At 67.8% G+C, this 12,900-nt stretch carries 14 protein-coding genes and 1 tRNA gene; 10 read left to right on the top strand and 5 right to left on the bottom strand.

Translation table 11 applies throughout. The annotated features are described in order from the left end of the window. Positions 1–7 precede the first annotated feature (7 nt). A complete protein-coding gene (locus AC3IPM_RS07875; protein ID WP_125361497.1) occupies positions 8–568 on the bottom strand; it encodes a glycine cleavage system transcriptional repressor in 561 nt (186 codons plus the stop codon). Between the two features lie 165 nt (positions 569–733). On the opposite strand from AC3IPM_RS07875, the gene dapA reads away from it, so the two are divergent. Continuing rightward, a complete protein-coding gene (gene dapA / locus AC3IPM_RS07880) occupies positions 734–1,627 on the top strand; it encodes a 4-hydroxy-tetrahydrodipicolinate synthase (RefSeq protein WP_489303395.1) in 894 nt (297 codons plus the stop codon). A gap of 26 nt (positions 1,628–1,653) precedes the next feature. Then, complete coding sequence (locus tag AC3IPM_RS07885; RefSeq protein WP_489303396.1) at positions 1,654–2,178, top strand: hypothetical protein; 525 nt, start codon at positions 1,654–1,656, stop codon at positions 2,176–2,178. Positions 2,179–2,274: 96 nt separating this feature from the next. Here the strand turns inward: AC3IPM_RS07885 and fdxA are convergent, their stop codons facing one another. Further along, positions 2,275–2,598 (bottom strand): ferredoxin FdxA, encoded by a 324-nt coding sequence (fdxA, locus tag AC3IPM_RS07890; RefSeq protein ID WP_108764771.1) that lies wholly within the window; start codon positions 2,596–2,598, stop codon positions 2,275–2,277. A gap of 216 nt (positions 2,599–2,814) precedes the next feature. On the opposite strand from fdxA, the gene AC3IPM_RS07895 reads away from it, so the two are divergent. After that, positions 2,815–4,233, top strand: coding sequence for a sugar porter family MFS transporter (locus tag AC3IPM_RS07895; RefSeq protein WP_489303397.1), 1,419 nt, complete (start codon positions 2,815–2,817; stop codon positions 4,231–4,233). 86 nt (positions 4,234–4,319) lie between these two features. Here the strand turns inward: AC3IPM_RS07895 and AC3IPM_RS07900 are convergent. Beyond that, positions 4,320–4,394 (bottom strand) — tRNA-Glu (locus AC3IPM_RS07900). A 50-nt stretch (positions 4,395–4,444) separates the two neighbouring features. Here AC3IPM_RS07900 and pcnB point away from each other — a divergent pair. From pcnB to AC3IPM_RS07935, 7 genes are all read left to right on the top strand, one after another. Then, positions 4,445–5,812: a polynucleotide adenylyltransferase PcnB gene (gene pcnB, locus AC3IPM_RS07905; protein WP_489304046.1), complete on the top strand. Its 1,368-nt coding sequence runs from the start codon at positions 4,445–4,447 to the stop codon at positions 5,810–5,812. Between the two features lie 3 nt (positions 5,813–5,815). Further along, complete coding sequence (folK, locus tag AC3IPM_RS07910) at positions 5,816–6,304, top strand: 2-amino-4-hydroxy-6-hydroxymethyldihydropteridine diphosphokinase (protein ID WP_489303398.1); 489 nt, start codon at positions 5,816–5,818, stop codon at positions 6,302–6,304. A gap of 31 nt (positions 6,305–6,335) precedes the next feature. Beyond that, positions 6,336–7,151 carry a 3-methyl-2-oxobutanoate hydroxymethyltransferase gene (gene panB, locus AC3IPM_RS07915; protein WP_489303399.1) on the top strand — a complete coding sequence of 272 codons (816 nt, stop codon included), beginning with the start codon at positions 6,336–6,338 and terminating at the stop codon, positions 7,149–7,151. Continuing rightward, positions 7,148–7,990 carry a pantoate--beta-alanine ligase gene (gene panC, locus AC3IPM_RS07920; RefSeq protein ID WP_489303400.1) on the top strand — a complete coding sequence of 281 codons (843 nt, stop codon included), beginning with the start codon at positions 7,148–7,150 and terminating at the stop codon, positions 7,988–7,990. Before panB ends, panC begins: the two co-directional genes overlap by 4 nt. A 612-nt stretch (positions 7,991–8,602) precedes the next feature. Next, complete coding sequence (panD, locus tag AC3IPM_RS07925; protein ID WP_068850963.1) at positions 8,603–8,983, top strand: aspartate 1-decarboxylase; 381 nt, start codon at positions 8,603–8,605, stop codon at positions 8,981–8,983. Beyond that, positions 8,980–10,494 (top strand): glucose-6-phosphate isomerase, encoded by a 1,515-nt coding sequence (gene pgi / locus AC3IPM_RS07930; RefSeq protein ID WP_489303401.1) that lies wholly within the window; start codon positions 8,980–8,982, stop codon positions 10,492–10,494. Before panD ends, pgi begins: the two co-directional genes overlap by 4 nt. Before the next feature lie 84 nt (positions 10,495–10,578). Beyond that, on the top strand, positions 10,579–11,022 hold the full coding sequence (locus tag AC3IPM_RS07935; protein ID WP_489303402.1) for an XVIPCD domain-containing protein: 444 nt from the start codon (positions 10,579–10,581) through the stop codon (positions 11,020–11,022). Positions 11,023–11,030: 8 nt separating this feature from the next. Here AC3IPM_RS07935 and AC3IPM_RS07940 read toward each other — a convergent pair whose 3' ends face one another. Together AC3IPM_RS07940 and AC3IPM_RS07945 are read right to left on the bottom strand one after the other, a co-directional pair. Further along, the gene (locus AC3IPM_RS07940; protein WP_489303403.1) at positions 11,031–11,600 is read right to left on the bottom strand and encodes a response regulator transcription factor; all 570 of its coding nucleotides are present in this window, start codon (positions 11,598–11,600) and stop codon (positions 11,031–11,033) included. Then, positions 11,597–12,823, bottom strand: coding sequence for an ATP-binding protein (locus AC3IPM_RS07945; protein ID WP_489303404.1), 1,227 nt, complete (start codon positions 12,821–12,823; stop codon positions 11,597–11,599). Before AC3IPM_RS07945 ends, AC3IPM_RS07940 begins: the two co-directional genes overlap by 4 nt. Positions 12,824–12,900 lie beyond the last annotated feature (77 nt).

The following is a 12,900-nucleotide window of genomic DNA, read 5'->3' on the forward strand; positions in this document are numbered from 1 at the left end:
CGAAGTTTCAGAACTTCATCGGATCCATGATCGCGTCCAGGTTCAGGTGGTCGCAGAATTCGAGGAAATCATCGCGCAACGCGGCGATGTGCATGTTGGCCGGAACCCCGATGGTGACCTGCGCGGAGAACATCTCCGCCCCGGTCTGCATGGCGCGGTAGCGGGTGCTCTGCAGGTTTTCGATGGTGATGCCCTGGCGGTCGAAGAAATCGGCCAGCTGGAACAGGATGCCCGGCTTGTCGGCGGCGATCACTTCCACGATGTAGGGCAGCAGGTTGGACTGCGCCTGCTTGGCACCGGTGCGGTACCAGACCAGCTTCAGGCCTTCCTCGCGCTCGAGCCGGGTCAGCATCGCCTCCAGCTTGGCAACCGCGTCCCAGGAGCCGGTGGCCAGGGCGGTCACCGAGACATCGCGACCCACGGTGGCCAGGCGGGCATCGACCAGGTTGCAGCCGCTGTCGGCGATACGCCGGGTGACGGGCAGCAGGGGGGACTCCGGATGCGTCGTGTAGGCGTTGATCAGGAGATGGTTTTCGGTCGGCGCAGGCCGCGGCGTGGTGTCGGTCAAGGTGGTTCCGGGTGGTACAAGGTGAGTCTGAACGGCGCCGGCGACGGCGCGGTTGCCGGAGTCCAGCATACTTGCCCGCGCTTTCGACCCGCAAGTAACATGCAAAGTACATCCGGCCTGCGTTTACGTGGACCGGGTCCCCCCTTTCTTCCGAGCAACGTTTCCTTGTCCCTTTCCGGTCTCATCACCGCGCTGGCCACGCCTTTCCAGGCCGATGGCGCATTGGATCCCGACGGTTGGCAGCGCCTGCTGCACCTGCAACTGGAGGGTGGTGTTCACGGGGTGGTGGTAGCCGGTTCGACCGGCGAGGCCGCGACCCTGTCCGACGACGAGTACGACCAGCTGCTGCGCAGTGCGGTCAAAGCCGTGGCCGGGCGGGTGCCGGTGCTGGCCGGGACCGGGTTGTCGGGAACCGCCAAAACCATCGAGCAGACCCGCCGGGCCGCCGCCAATGGCGCCACGCATGCGTTGGTGGTGACCCCGCCGTACGTGCGCCCCACCCAGGCCGGGCTGATCGCGCATTACCGCGCGGTGGCCGACCAGGGCGGCCTGCCGGTGATCCTGTACAACGTGCCCGGCCGGACCGGCTGCGACATGCTGCCGGAGACCGTGGCCGAACTGGCCGCACACCCGAACATCGTGGGCATCAAGGAAGCGGTGGGCGATGTGGGCCGGGTGCAGGCGCTGCTGGCGCTGCGGTCGGCGGACTTCGTCATCCTCAGCGGCGATGACGGCACGGCCGCGCGCTCGATCCTGTCCGGTGTGGACGGGCTGATCTCGGTGGGCTCCAATGCCTTGCCGGGTGCCTACCGGCGCATGTGCGAGTTGGCTGCGGCCGGTGAGCGCGAGGCGGCCGAGTCGTGGGATGCACGACTGGAGCCGTTCCATGAATTCTGCGGCGTGGAGTCCAACCCGATTCCGGTGAAGGATCTGCTGCGCCGGATCGGCATCGGCCACGGGCTTCGCCTGCCGCTGCTGCCCCTGTCCGCGGCCCATCACGCCGCTGCCGAACATCTGGCCACCGACATCGGTGCGCTTGAAGCACTTTCCAACCACTGACCACAGTGGTCACCCAGGAGATTCCCATGCGTCAATCCGTTTCCGCCATCCGCGTGCTGTCCTTCGCGATCCTGGCTACCGCCACCCTTGTGGGTACCACCGGCTGCTTCAAGCGCGGTGCGAAGGGCGACTATGCGCTCGCCCCGGAAATGCGTCCGCTCGAAGTCCCGCCGGATCTGAACGTGCCCGGCGCCGCCGGTGGCGCCCAGGTGCCGGTGCTGGCCTCGCAGGTGGCCAAGCCGGCACCTGCTGCCGCAGCCGCCACCACCGCACCGGTCAGCAATGCCGGCTTCACCGTGGCCGGCGGCAAGGAAGAGGCGTTCGGCAAGGTCGGCGCCGCGCTGGAAGCCATTGAGGGCGTGAAGATCGCCAGCAAGGCCCAGCTGCTGGGTTCCTACGACGTGGCCTACGAAGGCAGCGACTTCCTGGTCCGCGTGGTCGGCGTCGACGCCGGTGCCTACGTCTCGGCGGTGGACCCGCGTGGCCTGCCGGCTACCGGTGCGGCCCCGACCAAGCTGCTGGCCGAGCTGAAGGCAAAGCTGGCCCCGTAAGGGCGAGCGTCAGGTCCGGCCGTTGGCCGGACCGGGCCGAAGCAATCAAAAAGGGCGCCCATGGCGCCCTTTTTCGTACCTGCACAACCCGCGGGCTCAGCGTTCCAGCAGGGGCAGCTTGTCCGGCTTGCCGTCCCATTCGCCCGCATCGGCCGGCGGATCCTTGCGCACGGTCAGCACCGGCCAGGCTTTGGCCAGTTCAGCGTTGAGGCCGACGAACACTTCCTGCCCGGCGGGCACGTCGTCTTCGGGGAAAATCGCGTTGACCGGGCACTCCGGTTCGCACAGGGTGCAGTCGATGCACTCGTCCGGATCGATCACCAGGAAGTTCGGGCCTTCATGGAAGCAATCCACGGGGCACACTTCCACGCAATCGGTGTGTTTGCACTTGATGCAGTTTTCGGTGACGACAAAAGGCATGGCTGGATCTGAATCCGACAGTAAGCCGGACAATTCTAGAACAGGTTGGTCCCCGGCGCGGGATTGAATCTCAATCGGCGTCGAAACAGTGCCTTGAGTGCCGGCCCGGCCCACTGTCGCGGCCAGCCATGGCGCAGCGATGCTCGCCTGTGCGACGCTGGCCTGGATCCACCGCCCTGCGGTCCGGCGGCCCCTTCCTTCCATGCAGGTGCGTCCATGTCCCCAGCGCTCCCCCCGTCGGCCAGCGGCGAGAACACCGGCTTCATCGTGCTGATCAGCTGCGTGGCCACCCTCGGCGGCTTCCTGTTCGGCTTTGACAGTGGCGTGATCAACGGCACCGTGGACGGGCTCAAGCAGACCTTCCAGTCCAGCCAGGCCGGGATCGGCTTTGAAGTGGCCTCGATGCTGCTGGGTTGCGCGATCGGGGCGTTCTTCGCCGGACGGCTTGGTGACCGGCTGGGCCGGCGCGGGGTGCTGATCATCGCCGCGGTGATGTTCCTGGGCTCGGCGATCGGCGCCGGTGCCGCGCACAGCTCGCTGGTGTTCGTGATCGCGCGGGTGATCGGCGGGTTCGCGGTGGGCGCGGCCAGCGTGATGTCGCCGGCCTACATCGCCGAAGTGGCCTCGGCGCGCTACCGCGGCCGGTTGGCGACGGTGCAGCAGATGGCCATCATCAGTGGCCTGTTCTGCGCCTTCCTCAGCAACTACCTGCTGGCCCGCGCCGCCGGGGCGTCGACCGAGCCGCTGTGGCTGGGGCAGGCGGCATGGCGCTGGATGTTCTGGGTGCAGGCGCTGCCATCGGCGCTGTTCCTGGTGCTGCTGCTGGTCATCCCGGAAAGCCCGCGCTATCTGGTGGTCAGTGGACGCCGTGCGCAGGCGCTGGCGGTGCTGACCCGGCTGTATGGCCCGGCCCAGGCCGCCGCGACGCTGGCCGAGATCGAGGCCTCGCTGGGCCAGGACCAGCACCGGCCGCGCCTGTCCGATTTGGTCGACAGCCACAGTGGACGGCTGCGCCGGATCGTCTGGGTCGGGATCGGGCTGGCGGTGTTCCAGCAGTTGGTGGGCATCAACGTGGTCTTCTATTACGGCGCGGTGCTGTGGCAGGCGGTGGGCTTTTCCGAAAGCGACGCGCTGCTGATCAACGTGCTGTCCGGCGCGCTCAGCATCGGCGCCTGTCTGCTGACCATCGTGCTGATCGACCGGATCGGGCGGCGCCCGCTGCTGTGGATCGGCTCGGTGGGCATGGCGGTATCGCTGGCACTGGTCACCGTGGCCTTCGCCAGTGGCACGCTCGATGCGGGCCGGCTGCAGCTCTCTGACGGCATGGGCCGGCTGGCGCTGGTGGCCGCGAACGTCTACGTGGTGTTCTTCAACATGTCCTGGGGCCCGGTGATGTGGGTGATGCTGGGCGAGATGTTCCCCAACCAGATCCGCGGCTCGGGTCTGGCCGTGGCCGGGGCGGCGCAATGGAGCGCGAACTTCGCCATCACCGTGAGCTTCCCGCTGCTGCTGGGCGGGATCGGCCTGGCCGGGGCCTACGGCCTGTATACCGTGGCGGCCACGCTGTCGATCTTCTTCGTGCTGCGCTACGTGCGCGAAACCAAGGGCCGCGCGCTGGAGCAGATGGAAGGATGAGGGCGGCGGCAGGCAAGCGGACCGGTGCGGCCGCCACAACGCAAAAACCCCGCCGGGGCGGGGTTTTTGGCTTTCTGCACCGCGACTGGTGCTCCCTAGGGGACTCGAACCCCTGTTTTAGCCTTGAGAGGGCCACGTCCTAACCATTAGACGAAGGGAGCAGACTTTGTCGCGAACTGCGCAGCGCGCTAGTATATGGACCTAGATGCCATTGGGCAATCCCGAAAACTCAACCGGAAGCGCCAACATCAATTCTTCTGCTACTCCGTTCAGCCTGCGCGTGATCCCGCGCGACCAGCACACCATCTCCCGCAAGGACATCAGCCCCAACGCGCTGCGCGTGCTGTACCGGCTGCGCGATTCCGGGTTCAGCGGCTATCTGGTGGGGGGCGCCGTGCGCGACCTGCTGGTTGGCGGCAACCCCAAGGATTTCGACGTGGCCACCGACGCCACGCCCGAGCAGGTCAAGGCGCTGTTCCGCAACTGTCGCCTGATCGGCCGCCGCTTCCGTCTGGCCCACGTGGTGTTCGGCCGCGAGATCATCGAGGTGGCCACGTTCCGCGCCAACATCGATGACGGCAGCGGCGACCGCGAAATGGAAAACGGCATGCTGGTCCGCGACAACGTCTACGGCTCCATCGAAGACGACGCGATCCGCCGCGACTTCACCTGCAACGCGTTGTACTACGCGATCGAGGATTTCTCGGTGCGCGACTATACCGGCGGCTTCGAGGACGTGCAGGCGCGCCTGATGAAGCTCATCGGCGACCCCGAGCAGCGTTACCGCGAAGACCCGGTGCGCATGCTGCGTGCGGTGCGTCTGGCGGCCAAGCTCGGCTTCCAGATCGAAGACGCCACCGCCGAACCGCTGCCGCGCCTGGCCGGGCTGTTGGCCGAAGCCGCGCCGGCACGCCTGTTCGAGGAAGTGCTCAAGCTGTTCCTGTCCGGGCACGGCGTGGCCAGCTTCGAAGGGCTGGAGCGTTACGGCCTGCTCGATGTCATGTTCCCGGAAAGCGCCGCGGCGCTGCGCAGCAACCGCAGCGGTGCGTTGCGCCGGATGGTGATCGAAGGCCTGCACAACACCGACCTGCGCGTGGCCAATGACGAGCCGGTGTCGCCGTCGTTCCTGTTCGCGCTGCTGCTGTGGCCGGCGTTCTGCCGCGCCCTGGCCAGCCTGCAGAAGCAGGGCGTGGCGCTGGAAGAGGCGCAGCGCCGTGCGGCCGACCGCGTCACCCTGCACCAGCTGACCACCATCGCGCTGCCGCGCCGGTTCTCGCTGCCGATGCAGGAGATCTGGTTGCTGCAGGGCCGCTTCAGCTCGCGCCAGCGCAAGCGCGTGATCCGCACGCTGACCCATCCGCGCTTCCGCGCCGCTTACGACTTCCTGGTGTTGCGCCAGGTCGCCTCCAGCGAGCACCAGGCCGATGTGGAGTTCTGGCGCGAGGCCCAGCTGCAGTCCGGCACCGAGCTGGACTCGGCGCTGGATGCCGCGCACGCCGAAGGCGAGGACGAGGAGGGCGCGCCGCGCAAGCGCCGCCGTCGCCGTCGTCGTCCCGGTGGGGCTGTTGCAGGCGAGTAAGCGGTGATCCAGGCCTGTATTGGATTGGGCGCCAACCTCGGTGATGCCGCGCAGACCCTGCGCGGCGCGTTCGTGGCGCTGGCGGCCTTGCCGCAGACCACGCTGCGCGCGCACTCGCAGCTGTACAGCACGCCGGCCTGGGGCAACCCGGACCAGCCGGCGTTCGTCAATGCCGCCGCGGTGCTGGACACCACGCTGGGCGGGGCCGAACTGCTGGACGCGCTGCTGGCGATCGAGCGCTCCTTCGGCCGGGTCCGCGATGCGGCCGTGCATTGGGGCCCGCGCACGCTGGACCTGGACCTGCTGCTGTATGGCGAACAGGTGATCGACCTGCCGCAGCTGCAGGTGCCGCATCCCTACCTGCATGAGCGTGCCTTCGTGTTGGTGCCGCTGGCCGAGATTGCCGGTGATGCCACGATTCCGGGGCATGGCCGGGTGCGGGATGCTGTAGTGCGGGTGGAGGCCTGCGGGATCGCTCCAATAGGGGGATAATGCCGGGCTTATCGCCACCGGTTATCAGCTCATGAGTACCCACGCAGACAGCAAGCCCTGGACCGTCCCGGCATTGGCCGAGGCCAAGCGCAATGGGCAGAAGCTGGTGATGTTGACCGCCTACGACGCCGGTTTTGCACGTGCGTTCGATGCCAACGGCGTGGACCTGATCCTGATCGGCGACTCGCTGGGCATGGTGGTGCAGGGGCACGATTCGACCCTGCCGGTAACCACCGACGACATGGTCTACCACACCCGCGCGGTGGCCCGCGTGCTGCAGCGTGCGTTGCTGGTGGCCGACCTGCCGTTCGGTGCCGACGCCACCCCCGAGCGCGCGCTGGACGCCTCACTGCGCCTGCTCCAGGCCGGTGCGGAGATGGTCAAGATCGAAGGCGCCGGCTTCAAGCTGGACGTGATCCGTTATCTGGTCGAACGCGAAATCCCGGTGTGCTCGCACCTGGGCCTGACCCCGCAATCGGTACTGCGCCTGGGCGGTTACAAGGTGCAGGGCCGCGGTGATGCCGCCCAGCAGCTGCGCGATGACGCCAAGGCCGCGGTCGAAGCCGGTGCCAGCCTGGTCGTGCTCGAGTGCGTGCCCACCCCGATCGCCACCCAGGTGACCGCCGATGTGGCGGTGCCGACCATCGGCATCGGCGCCGGCCCCGGCTGCGATGGCCAGGTGCTGGTGCTGCATGACTTCCTCGGCCTGGACAGCGGCCATCGCCGGCCCAAGTTCGTCAAGGATTTCCTTGCCGAAGGCGGCTCGGTGGCGGGTGCCGTCCGCGCCTACGCCGACGCCGTGCGCGACGGCTCCTTCCCCGACGCAGAACACGCCTACGCCTCATGATCGATACCGTCACCGAACTGTCCCGCCTGCGCGCGGTCGTCAACGGCTGGAAGCGCGAAGGCCTGCGCGTCGCACTGGTGCCCACCATGGGCAACCTGCACGCCGGCCACTATTCGCTGGTCACGCTGGCGCGGCAGTATGCCGACCGTGTGGTCTCCAGCGTCTTCGTCAACCCGACCCAGTTCGGCCCCAACGAAGACTTCACCCGTTACCCGCGCACGCCCGAGGCCGATACCTCCGGCTTGGAGCAGGCCGGCTGTGACGTGCTGTGGCTGCCGACCGTGGAATCGATGTACCCGTTCGGCATCGAACTGGCCGCCAGCGTCAACGTGCCGGGCATCAGCGGCCTGCTGGAAGGCGCGCACCGCCCGGGCCATTTCGATGGCGTGTGCACGGTGGTCTCGCGCCTGTTCAACCAGGTGCAGCCGGACGTGGCCGCCTTCGGCAAGAAGGACTACCAGCAGCTGGCGGTGATCCGCCAGATGGTGGAAGACCTGGCCTTCCCGATCCAGATCGTGGGCGGCGACATCGTGCGCGAAACCGACGGACTGGCGATGAGCTCGCGCAACCAGTACCTCAACGCCGAACAGCGCCCGGTATCCATCGTGATCCACCAGGTGTTGCTGGGCATGCGCGAAGGTTTCATCGCCGGCAAGGCCCGCACGGTGATCGAAGCCGAAGCGACCGCCGCGCTGCAGGCAGCGGGCTTCCAGGTCGACTACGCGGTGGTACGCCAGCCGGACCTGTCCGAGCCGGCCGACAGCAACGACGGCACCCGCGTGGCCCTGATCGCCGCCCGCATTGGCAACACCCGGTTGATCGACAACCTGGAGTTCTGAGGCCGCTGTTGCCCCAGCCCCCTGCAAAGAGCCGCCTTCGGGCGGCTTTTTGCGTTTTCAGGGCCACAGCCAGAGCCAGAGCCCTCAGCTGCAGGTGCCCGTGGATTGGGCGGGTGGAGGTGGGTGGGCGGGGCACGCCGTGAACCCGTCCGTGGGGGCTCGGCCAAAACATCCATGTTTTGGACGGCCCCACCCACCCACCCCCACCCGCCCATGGGTGAGATCCGGGTGGCCTTCGGGCGAGCAGGGCTGTGAGCCGCAGCCGCAGCCGCTTTGCGGCTGGCAGCGCCGGCGGCCGGCGGTTGCCCACCGCACACATGAAACCGTCAGGGAGGAGGCCAGGCCGCCCTATCCGGGACTGTTGAAAACAAGGATGTTTTCAACAAGCCCCCATGGATGGGTTCACGGCGTGTCCCGGATAGGGCGGCCTGGCCTCCTCACGCGCGCGGAAGTGAGACGCTGCTGTTCGCGGGGGAGTGAGCGGAAAGACATCCCCAACCCCTTGATCTGCCTGAACCACCAGCAGCGCCAAGGCATGGGCCTGGTCCATGACCCTGCCGCCCAGCCCGCGGGTGCTAGAATTTCCCTTTCCTCCACCGTTGTCCCGCTGCCATGCATCTGTCCCTGCTCAAGACCAAGATCCACCGCGCCACCGTCACCCACTCCGAGCTGAACTACGAAGGTTCCATCGCCATCGATGACAACCTGCTGTTGGCCACTGGCATCCGTGAGTTCGAACAGGTGCACATCTGGGACGTCACCAACGGTGCGCGTTTCTCCACCTATGCCATCCGCGCCGAAGCCGGCAGCGGCGTCGTCTCGCTCAACGGCGGCGCCGCGCGCCACGTCCAGGTCGGCGACATCATCATCATCGCCGCCTTCGCCAGCATGAGCGAAGAAGAAGCTGACAGCTTCCGGCCGAAGTTGGTATATGTGGACGGCAACAACCAGATCTCCCACACCAACGACAGCATCCCGACACAGGCCGCATGACACAGAACAACGGATTCGACCCGCTTCACTCCCATGCCCAGCGCCTGCGTGGCGCGAGCATCCCCTCGTTGATCGCCGCCGAACCCGGCCGCGCACAAACGCTGGGGCTGCGGGTCGGTCCGTTGTACGTCAATTTCGCGCGGCAGAAGTACGACCGCGCGGCCTTGGACGCACTGCTGCAGCTGGCCGCCGCGCGCGATGTCGCCGGCGGCTTCCAGCGCCTGTTCCGCGGCGAAACGGTCAATGTGACCGAAGGCCGCGCGGCGCTGCATACCGCGCTGCGCGGTGACACCGGCGGTGCGCCGGTAGCGGCCGAGGCGTTCGCCACCGCCGCCAAGGTGCGCGCCCAGATGGGCGAACTCATTCGCGCGCTGGAAGCAACCAACGTCACCGATATTGTCAGCGTCGGCATCGGCGGTTCGGACCTCGGTCCGCGCCTGGTTGCCGACGCGCTGCGCCCGGTCAACGGCGCACGTTTCCGCGTGCATTTCGTTTCCAACGTGGACGGCGCCGCCATGCAGCGCACCCTGGCCACGCTGGATCCGGCCACCACCGCCGGCATCCTGATCTCCAAGACCTTCGGCACCCAGGAAACCCTGCTCAACGGGCAGATCCTGCACGACTGGCTGGGCGGCAGCGAGCGCCTGTATGCGGTCAGCGCCAACCCCGAACGTGCCGCCAAGGCCTTCTCGATCGCCGCCGGCCGCGTGCTGCCGATGTGGGATTGGGTGGGCGGCCGCTATTCGCTGTGGTCGGCGGTGGGTTTCCCGATCGCGCTGGCCATCGGCTTTGAACGCTTCGAACAGCTGCTGGCCGGTGCCGCGCAGATGGACGAGCATGCGCTCAACGCCCCGCTGGAGCGGAACCTGCCGGTGCTGCATGCCCTGACCGACATCTGGAACCGCAACCTGCTCGGCCACGCCACCCATGCGGTGATGACCTACGACCAGCGCCTGGCGCTGCTGCCGGCCTACCTGCAGCAGCTGGTGATGGAGAGCCTGGGCAAGCGCGTGCAGTTGGATGGCAGCCCGGTCGCCAGCGACACCGTGCCGGTGTGGTGGGGCGGGGCGGGCACCGACGTGCAGCACAGCTTCTTCCAGGCCCTGCACCAGGGCACCAGCGTGATCCCGGCCGATTTCATCGGCTGCGTGCATAACGATGACCTCTATGTGCTCAACCACCAGGCGCTGATGGCCAACCTGCTGGCGCAGACCGAAGCGCTGGCCAACGGCCAGGGCAGCGACGATCCGCACCGCGACTACCCCGGCGGCCGCCCGAGCACGCTGATCCTGCTCGATGCGCTGACCCCGCAGTCGCTGGGCGCGCTGATCGCCATGTACGAACACGCGGTGTACGTGCAGTCGATCATCTGGAACATCAACGCCTTCGACCAGTTCGGTGTGGAGCTGGGCAAGCAGCTGGCCAGCCAGTTGCTGCCGGCGCTGCAGGGCGAGCCCAACGCCATCACCGACCCGGTGACGCTGGAATTGCTGGAACAGCTGAAGGGCTGAGCCACGTGCCGGGGCTGTGCTCCGGCGCGGCACTGCCGCACGAACTTGCTACGCCCCGCGCACGTCACCTACCAGGATGTAGAAATGAGCCAGGACACCTCCGCAACTGCCCGACCCACGCCTGACCAGGCCGGCCATCCCGATCATGCGATGTACCAGCAGATCCGTGAGGGCGTGGCCGCGATCGATGCGCAGCATGGCCGCAGTTTCGATGCCACCAGCGAACGCCTCACCGCCAGCCTGTTGCCGCTGGCGAAGGAAAACGGGTTGAGCCGGGTCGACCACGTGGTGCTGGGCCAGCAGGGCAGCCAGGCCGCGCCGGGCCAGTACGTCTTCGTGGTGCAGGGGGCGCTGGATAACCCGGCCCACCTACGCGCGCATACGGCCACCGCCGAAGCGGTGCAGACGCCGGTCGAAGCGTCGTTCCAACGCGTGCAGGCCACCGATGCACCGTCGCTCGCGCGTGAGCGCAGCGAAGAACAGCTGCGCCAGCAGAACCCGCAGCACGCCCCGCCGTCGCTGGGCTGACGCTGGCGTTACGGCCGTTCCGGGCTCGGCCGCTTGGCCAGCTTGCGCTGCAGTGATCGCCGGTGCATGCCGAGCAGGCGCGCGGCGGCAGAGACATTGCCGCCGGTTTCATGCATCGCCTGCTGGATGTGTTCCCACTGCAGGCGACTGATCGGGGTCATCGCATCCGGCGGCTCCAGTTCGCCGTCATCGGCCGGGCCATCGTCTTCCTCGCCCAGCGCCCGCAGGATCATCGGCACCGTGGCCGGCTTGGGCAGGTAATCGTCGGCGCCGAGCTTGATCGCTTCCACCGCGGTGGCGATGCTGGCATAGCCGGTGACCAGCAGAATCCGCATGTCCTCGCGCAACGCGCGCAGCGGCTGGATCAGTGAGAGCCCGGATTCGGCGCCCAGCTTCAGGTCGATCAGCGCATAGGCCGGCGGTTGCTGGCGCGCCAGCAGCAGGGCCGAGGCGATATCGCTGGCGGTGACGGTTTCCAGTCCCTTGCGGGCCAGGCTGCGCTGCAGGGTGCGCAGGTACAGCTCGTCATCGTCGACCAGCAGGCCATGGCTGGCAGCGGGGAGGGCAGGCAGGGTCATGCGGGGTTCTCCGGGGAAGCCAGGGGCAGGCGGAAGCCGACGCGGGTACCGGCACCGTTGGCCGGCCGCATCCACAACTCACCGTCCAGGCGCTCGATGGTGGCATGCGACAAGGCCAGGCCGACACCCAAACCTTCGGTCTTGCCGCTGTTGAACAAGGTGCCGGGCAGGACCGCCTGGCGTGCGTCGAAACCGTGGCCGTAGTCGCGCACCTCGCCAATCAGGTTGGCACCCTCGATGCGCAGGGTCAGGTCGACCTGCGGGCGCTCGGCTTTCTCGCCGGCGTCGGCGGCATTGTTGAGCAGCACCATCAGCAGGTGGCCGATGCCCGGGTCCAGCGGCAACTTCAGCGGTGCGTCGTCGTTGCGTTTGAGGGCGATGGTAGGGCGCACAAGTCGCCACTGTTCCAGCACCTGCGGCAGGGTCACCGTGTCGCGGCCCGGGGCATCGCCGGCGGCCGGCCGGGCCAGTGCCAGCACCCGCTCGCGACACTGCACCAGCAGCTCGCGCAGGGTTTCCACGTCGTCGCGCACTTCGCTGCTTTCGGTCTGGTCGGCGATGTCGTCGGCGAGCAGGGTCATGGTTGCCAGCGGCGTATTGAGTTCATGCGCGACCGAGGCGGCATGGGTGGCCAGCGCGACGATGCCTTCGTTGCGGACGAAGCGCTCGCGCAGCATCGCCAGTTCGTATTCGCGCTGGCGCAGCGCGATGGCCAGGCGGGTGGCGAAGACCAGCACCACCGTGGCCGACAGCAGGAAATTGCACACCACGCCCCACTGGTGCATCTGCATCTGGCTGAAATAGCCGCTGGGCAGCGGCAGCCCGAACAGGCCGCTCACCGCATAGCCGATCAGGCAGGTCGCAGCCACGGCCAGCGTCCAGCGCAGCGGCAGCGCCAGCGCGGCCAGCGCGATCAGGATCAGGAACAGCGAGCCGAACGGGTTGGCGACACCGCCACTCCAGCCCACCATCCAGGTCAGCACGATGACATCGACCAGGATGTGCCCGAAGGCGGTGAGTGGGGCGGTGTCTGCATCGTGCACGCGCAGCTGCGCATACAGGTTGAACAGGGTCAGCGCCGCCACCCCGGACCACAGCGGCAGCTGCGGCAGGTCCAGCCCGAGCACCCAGGTGGCCACCAGGATCGTGGCGGCCTGGCCAGCCACGGCCAGCCAGCGCAGGCTGCACAGCGTACGGAGAAAGGGGGCGTCGGGACCGTTCATTGGCGTCCATCGTATGCGCTCGCGGCGCTGCCTGCCTGCGACAATCGGCCGCATCGGCCAGGGCCACCTGCCGCGGG

It is taken from the genome of Stenotrophomonas sp. GL_111 (assembly GCF_057835245.1).